Source organism: Marivivens donghaensis (assembly GCF_011806565.1).
GTDB lineage: Bacteria > Pseudomonadota > Alphaproteobacteria > Rhodobacterales > Rhodobacteraceae > Marivivens > Marivivens donghaensis_A.
In genome coordinates this window covers 378,818-398,265 of record NZ_JAATOP010000001.1, presented here as the reverse complement: position 1 = coordinate 398,265, position 19,448 = coordinate 378,818, and the positions used below count along the sequence as shown (strand labels likewise).

Below are 19,448 nucleotides of genomic sequence, written 5' to 3'. Positions count from 1 at the left end.
TTAGCCATCCACACGGATGTTCGCGTTGGTCGGATCGTAGGGGCTGTCCTCGACGATCTCCGCGTCATACAGCTCGCCCATGATCTTGACCTTGAGCTTGGTGCCGACCTCGGCCAGCGCCGGTTTGACATAGCCCATGCCGATCTGCTTGCCGAAGTGGACCGAATAGCCACCCGAGGTCAGACGACCCGCATAGTTTCCGTCCAGATCGCGCAGCGCTTCCTTGCCCCACGGATCGGCATCTGCCGGACCGTCGATGAGGATGGTGACGCACTTCGAACGCACGCCGATGGCTTCCATCTTCTCTTTGCCCTGGAAATCTTTGGACAGGTCGACGAAGCGCGGCAGATCCGCTTCGAGCGGGGTCGCGTCGCGGCCCAGTTCGTTGCCGAATGCGCGGTAGGACTTCTCCTGACGCAGCCAGTTCTGTGCGCGGGCACCGACGAGCTTGCCGCCGTGCTTTTCCAGTGCCGGAACGAGCAGATCCCAGAGGTAGTTCTGCATTTCGATCGGGTGGTGGAGTTCCCAGCCAAGCTCACCGGTGTAAGCCACGCGGATTGCGTTGACGGGGCACATGCCCAGTTCGATCTGACGGGCCGACAGCCACGGGAAGCGCTTATTGGACAGCGCGGTTTCGACGTCGGCATCCTTCAAGACTTCTTTCAGGATGTCGCGCGAACGCGGACCGGCCAGTGCGAAGACGCCCCACTGGGTGGTGACGTTCTGGATCTCGATGTAGCCGAACTCGGGCGCCTTGTCCTCGGCGGCTTTGCGCAGGAAGTCACCGTCGTAGTCGGTCCATGCACCTGCCGAAACGAGGTAGTACTCGTCCTCGCCCAGACGGACGATGGTGTATTCGGTGCGGGTGGTGCCTGCTTCGGTCAGCGCGTAGGTCAGGTTGATGCGACCGACCTTGGGCAGCTTGTTACAGGTGAACCAATCGAGGAACTGGGTCGCGCCCGGTCCTTTGACGATGTGTTTGGTGAAGGCGGTCGCGTCGATGAGACCGGCGGTCTCGCGGACGGCCTTCGCCTCTTCCATCGCGTATTCCCACCAACCGCCGCGGCGGAAGCTGCGGCTGTCGTGGTCGAAGTTGTCGGCAGCGTCGAGCGGACCGTAGTAGTTCGGACGTTCCCAACCGTTGACCTGACCGAACTGAGCACCGCGGGCTTTCTGGCGGTCGTATGCCGGAGCGGTCCGCAGCGGACGGCAGGCTTCGCGCTCTTCGTCGGGGTGGTGCAAGATGAAGACGTGCTCGTAGCACTCCTCGTTCTTGCGGGCACCGTATTCGGTGGTCATCCACGAGCCGTAACGCTTGGGGTCGAGCGAGGCCATGTCGATCTCGGCTTCGCCTTGCGTCATCATCTGGGCGAGGTAGTAGCCGGTGCCGCCAGCAGCGGTGATACCGAACGAGAAGCCTTCGGCCAGCCACATGTTGCGCAGACCCGGCGCCGGACCGACGAGCGGGTTGCCGTCGGGGGTGTAGCAGATCGGGCCGTTGAAATCGTCCTTGAGGCCAGCGACTTCCGACGACGGAAGACGGTGGATCATGGAGACATACTCTTCCTCGATACGGTCGAGGTCGAGCGGGAAGAGGTCGGCACGGAAGCTATCGGGTACACCGTATTCGAAACGTGCCGGAGCGCCGCGCTCGTACGGGCCGAGGATCCAGCCGCCACGCTCTTCGCGGACGTACCAGAGGGAATCTGCGTCGCGCAGAACGGGGTGCTCGGGGTTGCCTGCCTCGCGGTAGGCGACAAGCGCCGGATCGGGCTCGGTGACGATGAACTGGTGTTCGACCGGGATCGCGGGGATCTTGATGCCGAGCATCTTTGCGGTGCGCTGCGCGTGGTTACCGGTGGCGGTGACGACGTGTTCTGCGTGGATCACGGTCTGTTCGTCGGTCGGAACGAGGTTGCCGCCCTTTTCGCCCATCTTAGTGACGGTGACTTCCCAGTGATCGCCGGTCCACTTGTAGCCATCGACCTGCCACTTGCGCTCGATGATCACGCCGCGCTGTCGTGCACCCTTGGCCATCGCCATGGTGACGTCGGCGGGGTTGATGTAGCCGTCCTGCGGGTGGAACAGCGCGCCCTTGAGGTCGTCGGTGCGGACCAGCGGCCAGCGTTCCTTGATCTGCGCGGGGGTCAGGAATTCGTGGTAGACGTCGGCGGTTTCTGCAACCGACGAATACAGTTTGTATTCATCCATACGCTCGTCGGTCTGCGCCATACGCAGGTTACCGCAGATCGAGAAGCCGGCGTTCAGGCCGGTCTCTTCCTCGAGCGTCTTGTAGAAGTCGACCGAGTACTTGTGGATGTGGGTCGTCGCGTACGACATGTTGAACAGCGGCAGAAGACCGGCTGCGTGCCATGTCGAGCCGGAGGTCAGCTCGTCACGCTCAAGGAGCATGACGTCTTCCCAGCCGGCGCGGGCAAGGTGGTAGGCAATGGAGGTGCCGATGGCGCCACCACCGACAACAAGGGCGCGAACGTGCGATTTCATTAGGGCGACTCCCGTTTGGACTTGCAGGCACTTTTGCCTGATTGCGCAAAACGGCAATGGAAACAGCCGACCAGAAAGTGTCGAAAACCGACAGCATTTCATTCCGGCTGTGCGAACGAACAGTAACAGTTCCATTTGCCCTGCCGTTGGACGCTCTAGACAAAACTGGAGTATATCCATGAAGCTGCATGCAATCTGTTCCCTTCTTGCCTCGGCCGCCCTCGCTTCGGCTGCCGTTGCCCAAGATCATTCCAGCAATAGCTCCTCTTCGGCGAGCCATTCGCGACTGTCCACTCTGCACTGGTCCTATCCCAACAGCGGAAACGAAAACTGGGGCATCCTGTCCGACACATTCGCAGTCTGCGACAACGGTGCGGAGCAGTCCCCGATCGACCTGACCGGCGGCATCAACGCCGACCTGCCCCAGCCGCAGCTGTCGTGGGACACCTCGGCTGACCTGACGGTCGTCGACAATGGTCACACCATTCAGGTCAACGTCGCGAACGGCGGCGGCATGACGATCGGCGGTAAGTACTTCGAACTACTGCAATTCCACTTCCACGCTCCGTCCGAGCACGCCATCAACGGCACCCGCGCACCGATGGAAGTCCACTACGTTCACAAAGCAGCCGACGGCCAGCTCGCCGTGATTGGTGTGCTGATGATCGGCGGCGGCACCAACGCGCTGTTCAACACCATCATGACCGGTGCCAGCGTCGAGGCATCGAGCGGCTTTGAGCTCGTCGGCCACTACGACCTCACTGACCTGCTGCCAGAGAACACCAGCGTCTATCGCTACCAAGGCTCGCTCACCACGCCGCCGTGCTCGGAAACAGTGCTCTGGACCGTCATGCAGCAGCCGGTCGCCGTTTCGGACGAATCCGTTGCGGCATTTACCAAGCGCTATGCGATGAACGCGCGCTCGCTCCAGCCGGTAAACCGTCGCTTCGTCCTGACGAACTGATCTGACTAACCATCACCGAGTCGCCGCGTCCCGCCAAGGACGCGGCGTTTTTCGTTTCCGCACACATTGTTAGCGCCACCCCGCGCCCGTGTTTGCTTGCCGCCCCCGCCCCTGACCGCTACACCTTGCGCAAAAGTGGAGGGGCTATGCTGGTCTGCCGTTCAATCGCTGAAATCCGGTCCGCTGTGCGGGACTTCCGCGCCGCTGGTCAAACCGTCGGACTGGTGCCGACGATGGGCGCTCTGCATGACGGCCACCTGTCGCTGGTTGCAGCCGCCAAGGCCGCGAAAGACGCTGTTGTCGCCACGATTTTCGTGAACCCGACACAGTTCGGCAATCCTGACGATCTGCTGAAATACCCCCGCACCGAACAAGAAGACCTCGCCAAGCTGGAAGCCGCGGGCGTCGCTGCGGTTTTCATGCCGCCCGTCCACGAGATGTACCCCGAAGGCGCGGAGACGATTGTCGAGACAACACAGCTTGCCAACATGCTGCACGGCCTCGTCCGTCCAGGTCACTATCGCGGCGTCTGCACAATCGTGACCAAGCTCTTCAACATCGTCATGGCCGACAACGCCTACTTCGGTGAAAAGGACTACCAGCAGCTTCAGGTCATCCGCCGTATGGCGCTCGATCTGAATGTGCCGACCGCTGTCCACGGTGTGCCGACCGTGAGGGAAGCTGACGGGCTGGCCATGTCCTCCCGCAACGTGCGCCTTTCGCCCGAAGACCGCGCTGCATCGATCGTTCTGAACGCCTCGCTCACGCGCGCCGAAGAGGTCGCGGCAGGCGGCGGCACCATCGAGCAGATCGACGCCGCGATCCGTGATACCATCAACGCAGAGCCGCGCGCACGCCTGACTGGCGTCGACATTGTGCAGGCATTCACACTCCAGCCGGTGACAGGCCGCCCCAGCGGCACCATCGGCATTATGATTTCGGCCGAATTCGGCCCCGAGGACAACACCGTCCTCCTCATTGACCAGAGGGAGATTACCCTATGAGCACCCAAACGAAGACAATCCGCCGGACGACCGTCCCCCAGATCGCAGCCCGCAAAGGCGGCGAGCCGATTGTTTCGCTGACCTCGTACCACGCGCACACCGCTGCCATCGTCGACAAATACGCCGACTTCATCCTCGTGGGTGACAGCCTCGGCATGGTGATGCATGGCATGGAATCGACCGTGGGCGTGCCGCTCGATCTGATGATCATGCACGGCAAGGCCGTGGTCCGCGGCACCCAGCAGGCGCTCATCGTCGTCGACATGCCATTTGGCACCTACGAGGAAAGCCCGAACATCGCGTTCCGCAACGCGGCCAAGATCATGAAGGAAACCGGCTGCGGCGCGGTCAAGCTGGAAGGCGGCAAGCGCATGGCAGAGACCATCCGCTTCCTGACCGAACGCGGCATTCCCGTCATGGCGCACATTGGCCTCACTCCACAGTCGAGCCACGTCATGGGCGGCTTCAAGACCCAAGGCCGCGACGAAGACAGCTGGCAGCTCCACGAGGAGGACGCCAAAGTCGTCACCGAAGCAGGCGCGTTTGCCATCGTGCTTGAAGGCATGGTCGAACCCCTCGCGGCGAAGATCACCAAGCAGGTCGCCGTCCCGACCATCGGCATCGGCGCATCCGCCCAGTGTGACGGCCAGATCCTCGTGCTCGAAGACATGCTCGGCCTCAACCCGTGGACCCCGAAGTTCGTCAAAGAATACGGCAAGCTCGGCGCGATGATCGAACAGGCTGTCTCCGATTACGCGGACGAGGTCAAAACCCGCGCGTTTCCGGGTGAAGATCAGGTCTACCGCTAAGCCCTGAAGCAAAAAACAGCGTGACGGCACCGCCCGTCACGCTATGTATCTCGCATATTCTGACCTATTCCGGATTCGAGATACCGTATGCACCGTCGCGCCCTTTTCGCACTTTTCGCAGGCGCAGCTCTGACTGCCTGTACCCCCATCCTCTATGAAACCAACCCGATCAGCCGCGACATGCGCGCGACGCTGCGGATTGCTTCGATTGAGGTGAACACCGCTGGTACGGCTTTCGACAGCACCCGTGCGCGTGATTACACCAGCTCGCTGGCGCCCGAACTCAAAGGCCAGCTCGAGCGTGAATTCCGCGACCGCATGACCACCGGCACCGGCGTCCAGATGATCGTCGATGTCTCGCGTCTGAACGTTGCGGGTGCAACGACGACCGCATTCGGCCGTGACCTGTCCACGCTCCAAGGCTCCGCCCGTATCGTCCGCAATGGTGCGACCATCGGTACCTACACATTGCAAGTCACCGCTGGTGATGCGTCGACCACCACAACCGGCGCGCTGATCAGCTCCGCCGTCCAGTCGGGCGATGGCTACTACCGCACCCTGCTCGACAAATTCGCCCGCTCGGCCCGTGAACAGATCATCGGTGCCGACCTGCCTGGCGAGCGCCTGCTGCGCCAAATCACCAACTGACTGTGCGCTAGGCGAAGCTGGACATGACTTCCGGCCTCGCCTAGCAATTCTCCCAAGATAGGGAGAAAACCATGCAGTCCAAAACTGTCATCATCGAAGAACACGGCGGCCCCGAGGCCCTGAAGATCGCGACCCGCGATGTCGGCGAACCCGCAGCAGGTCAGGTTCGCATCCGCCATCACGCCGTCGGTCTGAACTTCATCGACTGCTACCAGCGCTCGGGCCTTTACCCGATGCAACTGCCTGCCGCTCTGGGAATGGAAGCCGCCGGTGTGATCGAAGCCGTCGGCGAAGGCGTCACGCACCTCAAGGTCGGCGACCGCGCCGCCTATGCCGCTAACCCGCCGGGGTCCTACTGCGAAGCCCGCGTCATGCCCGCCGCTCAAGTCTGCCCGCTTCCCGATGCGATCAGCTTCGAAGAAGGCGCAGCTATGATGCTGAAGGGCCTGACAACGCACTACCTTTTCCGCCGCACAGTGCCGATCAAATCGGGCGACACCGTGCTATTCCACGCTGCTGCTGGCGGTGTCGGCCTCATCGCCTGCCAATGGGCCAAGAGCGAAGGCATCACCCTCATCGGAACGGCGGGTTCCGATAAAAAATGCGCGCTCGCTGCGGAACATGGCGCGACCCACACGATCAATTACAACACCGAAGACTTCGCCGAACGCGTGAAGGAAATCACCGGCGGCAAGGGCGTCGATGTGGTGATGGACTCGGTCGGCGCGTCGACCTTCGAAGGCTCGCTGAACTGTCTGCGCCCGCTCGGCATGATGATCTCGTTCGGGAACGCCTCGGGCGCCGTACCGCCGTTCAGCCTACAAACGCTGGCGGCCAAAGGTTCGCTCCAGATTACGCGCCCGACGCTGTTTACCCACATCGCCGATCACGCTACCTGCCAGCAGATGGCAGCCGAGCTTTTCGAAAAGGTCACCTCTGGCGACGTCAAAATCCGCATCGACCAGAGCTTCCCACTCGAAGACATTGCCGAGGCTCACCGCACGCTCGAAGCGCGCAAGACCACAGGCTGCACGATCCTGACGCTCTAAACGCTACTCGACCGCGCGGACACCGTAGGTCCGGAAAGCATTCCGGATCTGCTCCGCCTCCGTGCGGTCGGGATACAGCCGGTAACTCGGCGCAACAATCGGCGTCGCCCTGATTGCCTCGACGACAACAACGCCGCGCACCTTGAACCCTGGTCCGGCCAACTTCTGCAAAGGCGCGGCAAGCGCGTCGAAGTCGCCTGCATCCTCGCAAACCATCCGCGCATCGCCGTGGATCTTGTAGCCCTTCTGCCGGAACACATCGACGAAGCTCACGCAGACCTTGTGATTGCCTTGGATATTGCGGCGCGACACAGGGCTGGCGATTTCGGCAATGTGGATCTCGCGATCACCAACCGCGTAGAACATCTCTTTCGGGCTGACGTTCGGCTGCCCCTCGCCGTCAACAGTCGCCAGCCAGCACAAAACCGATTGGTCGATGGCACGGCGCACTTCGTCTGTAAACATTTCCCCTCCCCTTCATTCTGACCCAAATACCTCCGCCGGAGGCGCCGGTTTCGCGCAGCGAAGCCGGATCAAAGGAACTCGGGCACTACCAGATCAGGTGGCTTGTGACCGTCCGCAAAGGTGTGGATATTCAGGATCACCCGTTCACCCATCTCGACGCGCCCCTCCCGCGTCGCCGAGCCCATATGCGGCAACAACACAACGTTACTCAACTCTCGCAGACGCGGATTGAACTGCGCGCCCTGTTCGAACACGTCGAGGCCCGCACCCGCGACCTCTCCCGCACGCAGCATTCGGGTCAAAGCGTTCTCGTCGATCACCTCTCCGCGGCTGGTGTTAACGATCACCGCATCAGGTTTCATCAGCTTCAGTCGCCGCGCGTTCATCAGGTGGAACGTCGCAGGCGTGTGCGGACAATTGATGGAGATGATATCCATCCGCGCAACCATCTGATCGAGGCTGTCCCAATAGGTCGCGCCCAGCTCCTGCTCCGTCTCGGGCCGCAGGCGACGACGGTTATGGTAATGGACCGACATCCCGAATGCGGCAGCACGGCGGGCGACAGCCTGACCGATGCGGCCCATGCCGAGGATACCCAGACGGCGCCCTGCAATACGGCCACCCAACATCCCTGTCGGCGACCAGCCTTCCCAGTCACCGGCCTGCATCATTGCAAGACCCTCGGGAATACGGCGCACCACGGCGAGGATCAGCGCCATCGTCATGTCGGCGGTGTCTTCGGTCATCACGCCCGGCGTATTCGACACCTCGATACCCGCATCACGCGCGGCATCCACGTCAATGTGGTCCGTCCCTGCACCGAAGTTCGCTATCAGTTTCAATCGCTCACCGGCGGACTTGATCACCTCGGCGTCGATACGGTCTGTGATCGAGGGCACCAGAACATCCGCATCCTGAAGTGCTGCAGTCAGCTCCGCCTTGCTCATGACGGTGTCATCGTCACGTAGACGCACATCGAAAAGCTCTTTCATCCGCGTTTCGATCTGGTCGGGCAACCGTCGCGTTACAACAACACTCAATTGTTTTCCCGGCATGCTACCCTCTACGCAACTTTTCATTTGCTTTCTTACAATGCAGATTGCCTGCACCTCGCGCATGATACAAGAGCAGCATATGCCCCGCGCGGCAACAGGCTTACAGGTGACACGATGCGCCCCATGATGCGTCCGATCGCAACTCTGATTGCGTTGATGCTCGCCGTTTCGGTTCACGCCGAAGACGCGCCTTCAAGCGTGCCTGATACCCAAGAACTGGGCGAAGTGACGAACCTCCCCCTTCCCCGTTTTGTCTCGCTCAAAGCGCAAGAGGCAAACGTGCGCCGTGGCCCCTCGACCGACTACCGGATCGACTGGGTCTTCACGCGCCGCGACATGCCGCTCCAAGTTACCGCAGAGCATGGCCACTGGCGCCGCGTGATTGACCGCGACGGCATGGGCGGCTGGGTGCATTACATCATGCTCTCGGGCAGCCGCACCGTGATCATCGACGAGATGACCCCCCTGTTTTCCATGCCCGACGAGGACGCCACGCAAGAAGCGCAGCTTGAAAGCGGCGTGGTTGCCCGCATCCGCGAATGCAACGTCGACTGGTGCAAGCTCTCCGCTGGCGGTTTCACGGGTTGGAGTCCGAAAACCAACCTTTGGGGGGTGGGCGAGACCGAACTCATAGACTAGATAGTCCCTCCCAGACTCAGGAGACCTGACCATGCCGGACAGAGAAAGAACAAAACTCTCAATCTCCGCCGGTGTCCTCTCCGTAACGGTCGCGCTGTTGCTCGTTGGCGCGAAACTCTGGGCACTTGCCGCCACGAACTCTCTATCCATCGCTGCGACCCTCGCCGATAGCGCGCTTGATCTGCTCATGTCGCTTGGCGGTCTGGCCGCGATTATCTATGCGTCGAAACCCGCAGACGATGACCACGCCTTCGGTCACACGTCGGCAGAAGACCTCGCAGCTTTGGCCCAATCCGTTTTCATTATGGTGTCGGCCTGCGCCATCGCCATCGCGGCTTACCTGCGCCTGACGTCTGATGCCGTGTCGCCGGTCGCCCGCGAAGGGGCGGGCATGGTGGTCATGGTGTTTTCGATTGTGGTGACGCTGATCCTCGTCGCGTGGCAGCGGTACGTCAGCAAACGCACTGGCAACAAGGTGGTCGAGGCAGACTCGCTTCACTACGTCGGAGACCTGATCCCCAACATGGGTGCGCTGATTGCGCTTTGGCTAAACGCGCAGTTCGGGCTGGGCTCAGTCGACAGCATCGTAGCGCTTCTCGCCGCCCTGCTCATGGCCGTGGGTGCGATCCGCATCGGCAAGCAAGCGTTTGATGCGCTGATGGACCGCGCGGCCAGCAACGATTTTATTGCTGACGTCGAAAAGATTGTTGGCGAGTTTCCCGGCGTGCACGGCTTCCACGATCTGAAAACCCGCCGGGCTGGGAGCCGTGTGTTCCTGAACATCCACATCGAACTCGACGGCAGCCAGACCCTCGACGAAGCCCATTCGATTGGTGCCGCCCTTCGCCGTGCAATCGTTGCCGCCCGTCCCGAGGCAGACGTTCTGATCCACAAAGACCCGATCGGCGTGGAACGTCACCCCGACGATCCGCGCAACGCTTAACGGTAGAACGCGCCGCTCACAGGCTGGATGACCGCGTTCTCAAATGCGTTGAACACGAACGCGCCTGTCGACGCGAAGTCGCCCCTGCCCGAGTCCGCCTGTTGCAGTTCCGAATAGTGCTGCGCGACGCCGATGTAGCCGCTATGGCCGAGCGGGTCGAAGTCCACGGACGAGATGTCGATCAGCTGGACATGCGCCAACTGCGCCGCCTCCGCGACCGCTGGGTCTGTCACATCGACCGATCCCAGCTTCGGCCTGCCTCCCGCCAATCGCGCGGCGAGGTCGAGCGCACGGTCTTTGCGTGACACCAGCACCGCGATGGGTGTCTTCATCGGCCCGATCAAGTCCATCGCCCGCCCAAACACAAACGTGTCCACATCCGGTGCGGCAAGGATCACCTCCAACCCGTCAAGCACATCCTGACGGCCTGCGAGCTTGAGTATCCGCAGCGCCTCGACCGTCAGCCAGCCGCCCATGCTGTGCGCAAAAACGACGGTCCTCAGCCCAGTGTCGTGCAGGTCCGTCAGCAGATCGGCCAAAGGGTCGCGGGAGAACAGAACGCCTTGCGCGTCAGTCTCGTAGCCGAGGGGATTGCCCTCTGACGGCCACGAAAACAGCACGGACGCGACGGTGTCGGAATCCGAGTCCGCATTCAGCTGCGCCACACGGAACAGCGCCTCTTGGAAGCGCTGATTGAAGCCATGAACGAACACACCGACCTCTCCATCGCCAAGGTTATCGCGATGGACTTGGCGGATGAATTCTTCGCGGGTCAGCGTGCCGGTATCGACCACGAGGAAGTCCGTCACAGGATCGGGGTCGAGGTTCGGCCACTTAATGCTGCCTTCGGTCCGCTCCGGCGGAACAGAAATATCGTAGTAGCGGAAGCCGGTCGCGAAATCGAACGACGCGTTGTAGCCATACTCGGTCGGGGTCCGCGACGAGACCACGAAAAGGCGGATGATCTCGGCGTCGTCACCGATGTCGACATACGGCACCAGCACGTTGTCACCCGGTCGTTGCGAACAGGCGGTGACGAACAGAAGTGCAATGAAAACCAGAATGCTGCGCATCGGAGTGACTTCACCAATCAAATGAAAGGAGCGCCCGATGGGCGCCCCGAATTATGCAACGTCCAGCAGGTCGCGGCCTTTAAGCAACGCCTCCACACCGGGCAAGCGGCCACGGAAGCGGGTGTAGAGCTCTGCCGCTTCAACCGTGCCGCCCATGGACAGAATGTTGTCTTCGAGCGATTTCGCCGTTTCGGGATCGAACGCGCCGCCGGCTTCCTCGAAGGCTTCGAAAGCGTCGGCGTCCATGACTTCGGACCACATGTAGCTGTAGTAGCCGCACGAGTAGCCATCGCCTGCAAAGACGTGCGCAAAGTGCGGCGTCGCGTGGCGCATACGGATCGCGTGGGGCATCCCGATATCTTCGAGGACTTCGGCCTGCTTCTGCATCGGATCGGCGGGCGGCGTGCCGAGGGGGAATTCAAGGTCCACGATGGCCGAGGCCACGTATTCCACAGTCTGATAGCCCATGTCATAGGTCGCCGCGCCGAGCACTTTGTTCAGCAATTCCTGCGGCATAGCCTCACCCGCCGGATTGATGGCGAACTTGGAAAGGACTTCGGGCACTTCCAGCCAGTGTTCGAACAACTGGCTCGGAAGTTCGACGAAATCGCGCGCAACGGAGGTGCCGGACATCGACTCGTAGGTCACGTCGGACAGCATCTGGTGCAGCGCATGGCCGAATTCGTGGAATAGCGTGCGCGCGTCGTCATAGGACAGCAGCGCAGGCTTTCCGGCGACAGGCTTGGCGAAGTTGCAAACGTTCACCACGATCGGGCGGATGTCGCCCGCGAGCTTTTGCTGGCTGCGCATGGCCGAACACCACGCGCCCGACCGTTTCGAACCGCGCGCGAAATAGTCGCCGACGAATAGAGCGATATGCTCGCCGTTCCGCGACACTTCGAACAGACGGACGTCGGGGTGGTACTTCGGGCCGTCGACCGGCTTGAACTCAAGGCCGAACAGACGGTTTGCGCAGTCGAAGGCCGCCTCGATCATGTTGTCCAGTTGGAAATATGGCTTTACCTGACCCTCATCGAGATCATGCTCGGCCTGACGGCGCTTTTCCGAATAGTAATGCCAGTCCCACGCCTCGAGCGGCGCGGCGTGCCCATCAGCTTTCAGCATCTCTTCCAGCGTCGCCGCAGCCGAGACCGCCTTGGCGCGCGCAGGTTGCCAGACGTTCATCAGCAAATCGCGGACAGCCTCGGGCGTGCCCGCCATTTCGGTTTCCAGCTTGTAGTGCGCAAAGTCATCATAACCGAGCAGGTTGGCCCGCTCGTAACGCAGCGCGAGGATTTCCGCGGCAATCGCGCGGTTGTCCGTTTTACCGCCGTTCGCACCGCGGGAGGTCCATGCTTCATATGCGATTTTGCGCAAAGAACGGTCAGGACAGAATTGCAGAAATGGAACAATTACGGACCGCGAGAGGGTCACTACGGGCCCCTCTTTTTCCTTTTCCTGACCTGCGGCCCTCAGAGCGTCGGCAACAAACTCGGGCAGGTCGGTGAGCAGATTTTCGTCAACCTCGTGGTACCAGTCCCGTTCGTCTGCGAGCAGGTTCTGGGTAAATTCGGTACCGAGAACCGACAGGCGGCCTTTAACTTCCTTCAGGCGATCAGCGTCCGGACCTTTCAGCTGCGCGCCCGAACGGACGAACGAGCGGTGGGTGAGATAGAGCAAGCGCTGCTGCTCATCATTCAGGTCCAACTCGTCCTTTTGCTGCCAAAGTTGGTCGATCCGCTCGAACAGAGCTGCGTTCGCCGTGATGTCCGACCAGAAAGCCGACAGCTTAGGCGAGAAGTCCCGCATCAGCGCCTCACGGGCTGGGTTCGAGTCCGCGCCGGCGACCGCATAGAACGCGCCGAGCACACGATCCAGTTTTTCGGTAGCACGCTCCATTGCCTCGATCGTGCCGGCGAAGGTGACCTCTTCCTGCTGAGTAATCGCGTCGATATTTGCCTGCGCATCAACCAGCGCGGCATCAACGGCAGGCGCGAAATCGTCGTCACTGATGTTTTCGAAAGGCGGCAGCCCGAACGGCGTGTCCCAGTTTGCAAGAAGCGGGTTGGTCATGGAAATACTCCTGTTTGAACGCAAGGTAGGACGCTCAAGGGTGACCTGCCAGCCCGAAATCACTAGCCCTTGCGTAAGACGCGGCTCCAGAACCCCGGCTCGGGCGGCGCCGAGGGTTCGTAGATGACTTTGACGTCCTCGTACCGCTGTGCCGAACCAAGGTGGACGGGCACGGGCAGCGCCGACATATCCGCCTTGGTCGCGGCATCGCAGAGCGCGGGGATCACCAATTCGCCCACATGGTCCACGTGATCATAGGGCTGGCGAAGGGCCGGAACCTGCTCATCACCATGCATTTCCCAGTCCGACAGTTCCGCCAGTTGCTGGATGTCGATCACCGGCTGGAAAGACGACAGCCGCGCATGGAGCCGCCGCGCGGCCTCGTCATTCTCGACGCTTTGGTTGTTGCCGGACACATAGGCCAGCAGCGCAGGAAATTTTTCGGTCAGGTCGTCTTCGTAGATCGCGATGACAATACGTGCGGTTCCCTCCGGCACCGGAGTCGCGGCGAGGAGGCGGAAAAACTGGACGAAACCGTTCTCCTGCTCGGCCAGCCTGTCACGGATAATGCGTCGAAAAATCTGGGCGCGGTCGTCAAAACTCACGAAGCGATGTCTCCTGTTCCTAGCGCCGGATGGCCATTGCACGACATAGGTTTAGCGAAGCAGAAACCAAGTCAGGAATGCATACCGCCGCAGACGGGACAGTCATCACGGCGCTTGGTTTTCATGATCCGTGTGTCGGCATAAAGCGCGTCGTACATCATGAGCCGTCCGCGCAGGTTTTCTCCGGCACCGGTGATGTACTTAACAGCCTCGGCGGCCATCATGGAACCAATGATGCCCGGCAACGGTCCGAGAACCCCTGCCTCTGCACAGGATGGAACAAGGCCAGCGGCGGGCGCTTCGGGGAAAACGCACTGATAGCATGGGCCACCATTTGCGGGATCATAGAGCGATATTTGCCCCTCCCATTGGGTCATTGCCGCTGAAATCAGGGGCTTACGAGCCTGAACGGCGACACGGTTCACCAGATAGCGTGTGTTGAAATTGTCCGTCCCGTCGAGCACAAGGTCGTATTCGCCGATCAGCGCTGCCGCGTTTTCTTCCGTCAGTTTGCGGGTGTAGGGCTTCACCGTGATCCACGGATTGAGCGCGGTCATAGCAGAGGCCGCCGAAAGCGCCTTGGGCTGGCCGATGGCCGCGTCGGTGTGGATCACCTGCCGTTGAAGGTTCGAGTTATCGACCGTATCTTCGTCGATGATACCGATCTGGCCGACACCAGCAGCAGCGAGATAAAGCAGCGCAGGCGAACCAAGCCCCCCTGCCCCAATGACCAACACTCTGGCGTTCTTCAGCTTTTTCTGACCCGGCCCGCCGATTTCGCGGAGCATCATGTGGCGCGCGTAACGGTCGAGCTCGCTGTCGTTGAACGTGCCGGCCTGCTTTGGGGGCTCGGATTTCGCCTTGGCGAGCGTGCGGACCTTACGCAGTCCGAACGTGTAGCCCGCCACCACAAAGCCGAAACCGAGAAACAGCAGCCACAACCGCGGATCGCCGCCCGTCGCTTGGCGGAGCGGATGGCCGAAAGGCAGCGTGAACTGGATCAGCAGCACGGCAATCATAAGAATGCCGATCATGACCGCGCGAGCGCGAACGGGCGCTTTCATCGCCCATCCGATGCCCCAAAGGGCGGCAGCCATGACGAGAACAAGGATCATTCGCGCCCCGTCGATCCAAACCCGCCTTCGCCGCGGGCCGTTTCGCTAAGGCTTTCGCCCACGATAAAGCGCCCTTGGACGACCGGCGCGACGACGAATTGCGCGATGCGTTCACCGTGCGCGATGTGGAACGGCTCCTGCCCCGCGTTCATGACGATGACGCCAACTGGACCGCGATAATCGGCGTCGATGGTGCCAGGCGTGTTGGGTAGCGTGATACCGTGCTTCAGCGCCAGACCGGAACGGGGACGGACCTGCACCTCGTAATTCTCGGGAATTTCCATTTTGAAACCACACGGCACAAGTGTCCGTGCGCCAGGTTCGAGCGTTACACCGTCACGCTTGTCGGGCCCGAAATTGGCGCGCACATCAGCACCGGCAGCGCCCGCGGTGGCGTAGGCAGGCAGCGGCACGGATTGGTCGGCACCTTCGAGCCACTCGATAGTAATTCCGATCACAGTTTATCCTTTCTCGGGAGCAAGCGCCGCAGCAATTCGTTCGGCAAGGCGGCGGGCAACCTCGGTCTTGGACATGCGCGGCCACTCCTCCGCGCCATCGGCGGAGATCAACGTCACAGCGTTTTCCTTGCCTCCCATGATACCGGTTTCGGGCGAAACATCATTGGCCACAATCCAGTCGCAGCCCTTGCGCTCGCGCTTTGCCGTTGCATGGGCGATAACATCTTCGGTTTCAGCCGCGAAGCCCACTACCAGCGGGGGGCGATTGTCCGTCAGCTGGCTAACTTCGGCCAATATGTCGGCGTTTTCGGCAAACGTGAGCGTGGGAAGCTTGCCGTTGTCTTTCTTGATTTTCGACGACGATGCGGAGACCACTCGCCAGTCGGCGACGGCGGCAGCAAAGACACCTGCATCCGCGGGCAGAGCATTCATCACCGCCTGATGCATCTCAGCAGCCGATTGCACTTTTACAACATTCACGCCGCTCGGCGGTGGAATATCCGCTGGTCCTGTCACAAATTCAACATCCGCGCCCAAATTGGCGAGGGCGGCGGCGATGGCAGTTCCTTGAGCACCGGAGGAGCGATTTGCGATGTATCGCACGGGATCAATCGGCTCGTGCGTCGGGCCGGAGGTCACGATGATCCGCTTGCCTTTCAGCGGCCCGTTCCCGAACGCGCGTTCGACAGCCGCGACGATCTCTAGCGGTTCGGACATGCGGCCCGGACCGTATTCTCCGCAGGCCATGTCGCCTTCGTTCGGGCCGGAAAACAGAACACCGTCGCCTGCGAGGGTCGCAATATTGCGCTGGGTTGCAGGGTGATCCCACATCCGGACGTTCATGGCAGGCGCAACCAGAACGCGTTTGTCCGTGGCCATAAGGAGCGTCGAAGCGAGGTCGTCTGCGTGCCCGTTCGCCATCTTCGCCATAAGGTCCGCCGTGGCAGGCGCGACGACGACGAGGGCTGCGGAACGGGAAAGCTGGATATGACCCATCTCTGCCTCTTCGGTGAGGTCAAAGAGGTCTTGATAGACCTTGTGGCCAGCCAAGGCGGACACCGAAAGCGGGGTGACGAACTCCGATCCGCCCTTGGTCAGCACAGGCACAACAGCCGCGCCGCGTTCCTTGAGGCGGCGGATCAGGTCCAGCGATTTGTAAGCCGCGATGCCGCCGCCGATGATTAAGAGAATCCGCTTGCCTGCGAGCATGTCTGCCCTCCCCGTTTTGCGGCAAAGTCTATGAGGCGCAGAGAGAAAGGACAATCACCTGAAAGCGTTACAAGGGTCCTCGCGTTCGGCGGCTTCGGTGGTGATGATCTCATCGAACGGCAGAACTGTCTCGAGCTCGACGATGCCGATGCTATAGACCTCCACATCGGGGCGCGCGTTGGCGATGTATGCCGGAACACCACGATCGATGCGCGCGTGGCCAGAACCTGAGATGAGCACGACAGGGCCGCCGGTTTCGTCCAGCGCCTGAAGGGTCGTTCGCGCAAATGAAGCATCACGAAGGCGCTGCGCTTCGACCATGCCGTCCAACATTTCGTCGGGCAGCGCTCCGCAATGGGCGTCGGCTTGCTCTTGGCGCATGTCTTTCGGCGCGGGTTCCAGCAGGCCGAACTGCTCCGCATCGTCCCCGAAAACCGAAGCTGCGTCAGTGCCGATGGCAGCCATCAGATCATCGCGCGGGACACTTGCGCCATAGACCGGAGCGTCGCTCGCCGTGAAAACCGGCAGGTACATCGCAAAATCAGGCCAGCCAGACTCTTGCCAACCAATGAGGTCGCCTAGCGCGGCGTCACGCTCGGATGCATTCAGCACCTTCGCCTGTTCAGGCGAGAGCATTTCGAAAATCAATGCTGTCGGGGCAATTTCAGCGATCAAATTCGCCTGCTCGGCGTGGTGCAACGGATTATCGTGCGTTTCGCCAAGCACAAAAACGTTTTGCGCCGCCACAGGGGCAGCGCAAAGAAAAATCAGGGATGCGAGCCACTTCATACGATGAAGTTTAGCACCTCCGGGGAACGCGAGGAAAGGGTGCGGCGCATTTTGCTGAACGCTGCGACTTCGAGCTGGCGAACGCGCTCTTTGGAAAGGCCCAGCTCGCCGCCGAGGCTTTCGAGAGTGCGCGGATCATCGCGGAGTTTGCGTTCGCGGACAATGAAACGCTCACGGTCATTCAGTTCCATCATCGCGGTCAGGAGCCAGCTGCGGATCAATTCGGCGTCATGGGCGACAGAGACGCTCTCTTCGGCTTGCTCGCCTTCGTCAGCAAGGCTTTCGACCCATGTGCGGCCTTCATCTTCGGTCGACTGGGTAGCGTCGAGCGAGAAATCGGAACCCGACAGGCGGCCTTCCATCATCTGTACATCGTGGACCGGCACACCGAGCTCTTCAGAGATCATGCGGTGCAGTTCGTGACGCTCAAGAACGATACCTGCGGCATCTGCTTCGCGTTCGATACGGGCCTGTATGCGGCGCATGTTGAAGAAGAGAGCTTTCTGACTGCTGGTCGAACCGGTGCGAACCATCGACCAGTTGCGCATCACATAATCCTGGATGCTGGCCTTGATCCACCAGACTGCGTAGGTCGAGAAACGGACGCCGCGGTCGGGGTCGAACTTGTCTGCGGCCTTCATCAGTCCGAGGCTAGCTTCCTGCACCAGATCGCTCATCGGAGCGCCGTAGCGGCGGAATTTGCTGGCCATCGAAATAGCGAGGCGCATATATGCGTTGATAAGGCGGTGGAGTGCGCGTTCATCGTGATGATCGCGCCATGCACGAGCAAGGTTGGCTTCGGTCTCCGCATCAAGCAGTTCTGCCTTCATGGCACGGCGGGAGAGATCGAACTGTTTGGTGTCATCAAGCGCCATGCTTGTGCCTCCTTGTGCGTTGTCTGGATCAACCGGTGTCGTTACCAGTGCTTCGATGAACAAACGCGCAGGCTCACAAATGGTTGCATCGAATAACGTGAAAAAGCTGACGCTCGTACTAGGAGGCGCCGCATCGGGAAAATCCGAGTTCGCGGAAAAGCTCGTCATCGGGACCGGAAAATCCCGTAAGTACCTTGCTACATCACAGATTTTCGACGCCGAGATGCAGGCGAAGGTTGACCGACATCTCGTTCAGCGCGGCGACGGTTGGGAGACGATCGAGGAGCCGCTCGATCTGGGTCCGACGCTGGAAGCTGCGGTTCCCGATCAAATAATTTTGCTCGACTGCGCTACATTATGGCTCACAAACGTGCTGATGGCCGAGCGGGAAATCGCTCAGGAGAGCGCAAAATTGGTGGCAGAACTCCGCTCGTGCGAGGCGGAAGTGGTCGTGGTTTCGAACGAAGTCGGCATGGGGATCGTCCCTGAACACGCCATTTCGCGACAATTCCGCGAGGCACAGGGGCGGCTCAATGCCATGATCGCCGAGGCAGCCGATAACGTGTTCTTCGTCGCCGCTGGCCTTCCGCTCGTTCTGAAGGGCGAATTACCATGACCCGCCTCTGGCTCGTGCGCCACGGCCCGACCCACGCGAAGGCTATGGTCGGCTGGACCGACCTGCCCGCTGATCTGAGCGATACGGCCGCGATTGCGCGGCTTTCTTCCTATCTGCCCGACGCGCCCGTCGTGTCCTCTGACCTCAGCCGCGCTGTTGCGACCGCCGATGCAATCCAAGGCGTCCGCTTGCGCCTGCCCCACGATCCCGATCTACGCGAAATTAACTTCGGCGATTGGGAGATGTCCGAATTCAAGGACGATCCTCTCATGCGCGCTTACTGGGAAACCCCAGGTGATATCGCGCCGCCCAACGGCGAAAGCTGGAACACCGTCAAAGCCCGTGTGGATCGCTCGATTGACCGCCTGATTGCCCAGCAGCACCCAGACCTGATCGTCGTCGGCCATTTCGGCCAGATCCTGACGCAGGTGCAGCGGGCGCTCGGAATACCCGCCTACGACACTTTCGGGCATCGGATCAGCAATTTGTCGGTGACGGTCATCGAAACGGCTGGCGGCTTCACGGCGCGAGAAATTAGCCACCTTCCGTAATAC

Annotated in this window: 20 protein-coding genes; 9 read left to right on the top strand and 11 right to left on the bottom strand. The window is 61.0% G+C overall.

Annotated features, from left to right (window positions below):
- The gene (locus tag HCZ30_RS02055) at nt 1-2,505 is read right to left on the bottom strand and encodes a GcvT family protein (RefSeq protein WP_167636093.1); all 2,505 of its coding nucleotides are present in this window, start codon (nt 2,503-2,505) and stop codon (nt 1-3) included.
- Nucleotides 2,506-2,683: 178 nt separating this feature from the next.
- Between HCZ30_RS02055 and HCZ30_RS02050 the strand changes: the two genes are divergently transcribed.
- The 5 genes from HCZ30_RS02050 to HCZ30_RS02030 all read left to right on the top strand — a co-directional run bounded on the left by HCZ30_RS02050 (nt 2,684) and on the right by HCZ30_RS02030 (nt 6,979).
- On the top strand, nt 2,684-3,469 hold the full coding sequence (locus HCZ30_RS02050; protein ID WP_167636092.1) for a carbonic anhydrase: 786 nt from the start codon (nt 2,684-2,686) through the stop codon (nt 3,467-3,469).
- A 146-nt stretch (nt 3,470-3,615) separates the two neighbouring features.
- On the top strand, nt 3,616-4,473 hold the full coding sequence (gene panC / locus HCZ30_RS02045; protein WP_167636091.1) for a pantoate--beta-alanine ligase: 858 nt from the start codon (nt 3,616-3,618) through the stop codon (nt 4,471-4,473).
- Complete coding sequence (gene panB, locus HCZ30_RS02040; RefSeq protein WP_167636090.1) at nt 4,470-5,282, top strand: 3-methyl-2-oxobutanoate hydroxymethyltransferase; 813 nt, start codon at nt 4,470-4,472, stop codon at nt 5,280-5,282. The genes panC and panB overlap by 4 nt, the downstream gene beginning before the upstream one ends.
- A gap of 87 nt (nt 5,283-5,369) precedes the next feature.
- On the top strand, nt 5,370-5,930 hold the full coding sequence (locus tag HCZ30_RS02035; protein WP_167636089.1) for a hypothetical protein: 561 nt from the start codon (nt 5,370-5,372) through the stop codon (nt 5,928-5,930).
- 71 nt (nt 5,931-6,001) lie between these two features.
- Nucleotides 6,002-6,979 carry a quinone oxidoreductase family protein gene (locus HCZ30_RS02030; protein WP_167636088.1) on the top strand — a complete coding sequence of 326 codons (978 nt, stop codon included), beginning with the start codon at nt 6,002-6,004 and terminating at the stop codon, nt 6,977-6,979.
- Between the two features lie 3 nt (nt 6,980-6,982).
- Here the strand turns inward: HCZ30_RS02030 and HCZ30_RS02025 are convergent, their stop codons facing one another.
- A complete protein-coding gene (locus HCZ30_RS02025; protein ID WP_167636087.1) occupies nt 6,983-7,444 on the bottom strand; it encodes a pyridoxamine 5'-phosphate oxidase family protein in 462 nt (153 codons plus the stop codon).
- A gap of 68 nt (nt 7,445-7,512) precedes the next feature.
- The gene (locus HCZ30_RS02020; RefSeq protein WP_167636086.1) at nt 7,513-8,499 is read right to left on the bottom strand and encodes a 2-hydroxyacid dehydrogenase; all 987 of its coding nucleotides are present in this window, start codon (nt 8,497-8,499) and stop codon (nt 7,513-7,515) included.
- Between the two features lie 114 nt (nt 8,500-8,613).
- On the opposite strand from HCZ30_RS02020, the gene HCZ30_RS02015 reads away from it, so the two are divergent.
- Together HCZ30_RS02015 and HCZ30_RS02010 are read left to right on the top strand one after the other, a co-directional pair.
- Complete coding sequence (locus HCZ30_RS02015; protein ID WP_167636085.1) at nt 8,614-9,138, top strand: SH3 domain-containing protein; 525 nt, start codon at nt 8,614-8,616, stop codon at nt 9,136-9,138.
- 31 nt (nt 9,139-9,169) lie between these two features.
- Nucleotides 9,170-10,081, top strand: coding sequence for a cation diffusion facilitator family transporter (locus HCZ30_RS02010; protein WP_167636084.1), 912 nt, complete (start codon nt 9,170-9,172; stop codon nt 10,079-10,081).
- Here HCZ30_RS02010 and HCZ30_RS02005 read toward each other — a convergent pair.
- The 8 genes from HCZ30_RS02005 to HCZ30_RS01970 all read right to left on the bottom strand — a co-directional run bounded on the left by HCZ30_RS02005 (nt 10,078) and on the right by HCZ30_RS01970 (nt 18,278).
- On the bottom strand, nt 10,078-11,154 hold the full coding sequence (locus tag HCZ30_RS02005; protein ID WP_167636083.1) for an alpha/beta hydrolase: 1,077 nt from the start codon (nt 11,152-11,154) through the stop codon (nt 10,078-10,080). The genes HCZ30_RS02010 and HCZ30_RS02005 overlap by 4 nt on opposite strands.
- Before the next feature lie 51 nt (nt 11,155-11,205).
- Nucleotides 11,206-13,227, bottom strand: a complete 2,022-nt coding sequence (locus HCZ30_RS02000) for a M3 family metallopeptidase (RefSeq protein WP_167636082.1) — start codon at nt 13,225-13,227, stop codon at nt 11,206-11,208.
- A 62-nt stretch (nt 13,228-13,289) separates the two neighbouring features.
- A complete protein-coding gene (locus HCZ30_RS01995; protein ID WP_167636081.1) occupies nt 13,290-13,832 on the bottom strand; it encodes a hypothetical protein in 543 nt (180 codons plus the stop codon).
- Between the two features lie 71 nt (nt 13,833-13,903).
- Nucleotides 13,904-14,947 carry a HesA/MoeB/ThiF family protein gene (locus HCZ30_RS01990; RefSeq protein WP_167636080.1) on the bottom strand — a complete coding sequence of 348 codons (1,044 nt, stop codon included), beginning with the start codon at nt 14,945-14,947 and terminating at the stop codon, nt 13,904-13,906.
- Nucleotides 14,944-15,405, bottom strand: coding sequence for a dUTP diphosphatase (gene dut, locus HCZ30_RS01985; RefSeq protein ID WP_167636079.1), 462 nt, complete (start codon nt 15,403-15,405; stop codon nt 14,944-14,946). The genes HCZ30_RS01990 and dut overlap by 4 nt, the downstream gene beginning before the upstream one ends.
- 3 nt (nt 15,406-15,408) lie before the next feature.
- On the bottom strand, nt 15,409-16,614 hold the full coding sequence (gene coaBC, locus HCZ30_RS01980; RefSeq protein ID WP_167636078.1) for a bifunctional phosphopantothenoylcysteine decarboxylase/phosphopantothenate--cysteine ligase CoaBC: 1,206 nt from the start codon (nt 16,612-16,614) through the stop codon (nt 15,409-15,411).
- Nucleotides 16,615-16,668: 54 nt separating this feature from the next.
- Nucleotides 16,669-17,403 carry a ChaN family lipoprotein gene (locus HCZ30_RS01975; protein WP_167636077.1) on the bottom strand — a complete coding sequence of 245 codons (735 nt, stop codon included), beginning with the start codon at nt 17,401-17,403 and terminating at the stop codon, nt 16,669-16,671.
- Nucleotides 17,400-18,278 carry an RNA polymerase factor sigma-32 gene (locus HCZ30_RS01970; RefSeq protein ID WP_167636076.1) on the bottom strand — a complete coding sequence of 293 codons (879 nt, stop codon included), beginning with the start codon at nt 18,276-18,278 and terminating at the stop codon, nt 17,400-17,402. The genes HCZ30_RS01975 and HCZ30_RS01970 overlap by 4 nt, the downstream gene beginning before the upstream one ends.
- A gap of 79 nt (nt 18,279-18,357) precedes the next feature.
- Between HCZ30_RS01970 and cobU the strand changes: the two genes are divergently transcribed.
- Complete coding sequence (gene cobU, locus HCZ30_RS01965; RefSeq protein ID WP_167636075.1) at nt 18,358-18,894, top strand: bifunctional adenosylcobinamide kinase/adenosylcobinamide-phosphate guanylyltransferase; 537 nt, start codon at nt 18,358-18,360, stop codon at nt 18,892-18,894.
- Nucleotides 18,891-19,445: a histidine phosphatase family protein gene (locus tag HCZ30_RS01960; RefSeq protein ID WP_167636074.1), complete on the top strand. Its 555-nt coding sequence runs from the start codon at nt 18,891-18,893 to the stop codon at nt 19,443-19,445. Before cobU ends, HCZ30_RS01960 begins: the two co-directional genes overlap by 4 nt.
- Nucleotides 19,446-19,448 lie beyond the last annotated feature (3 nt).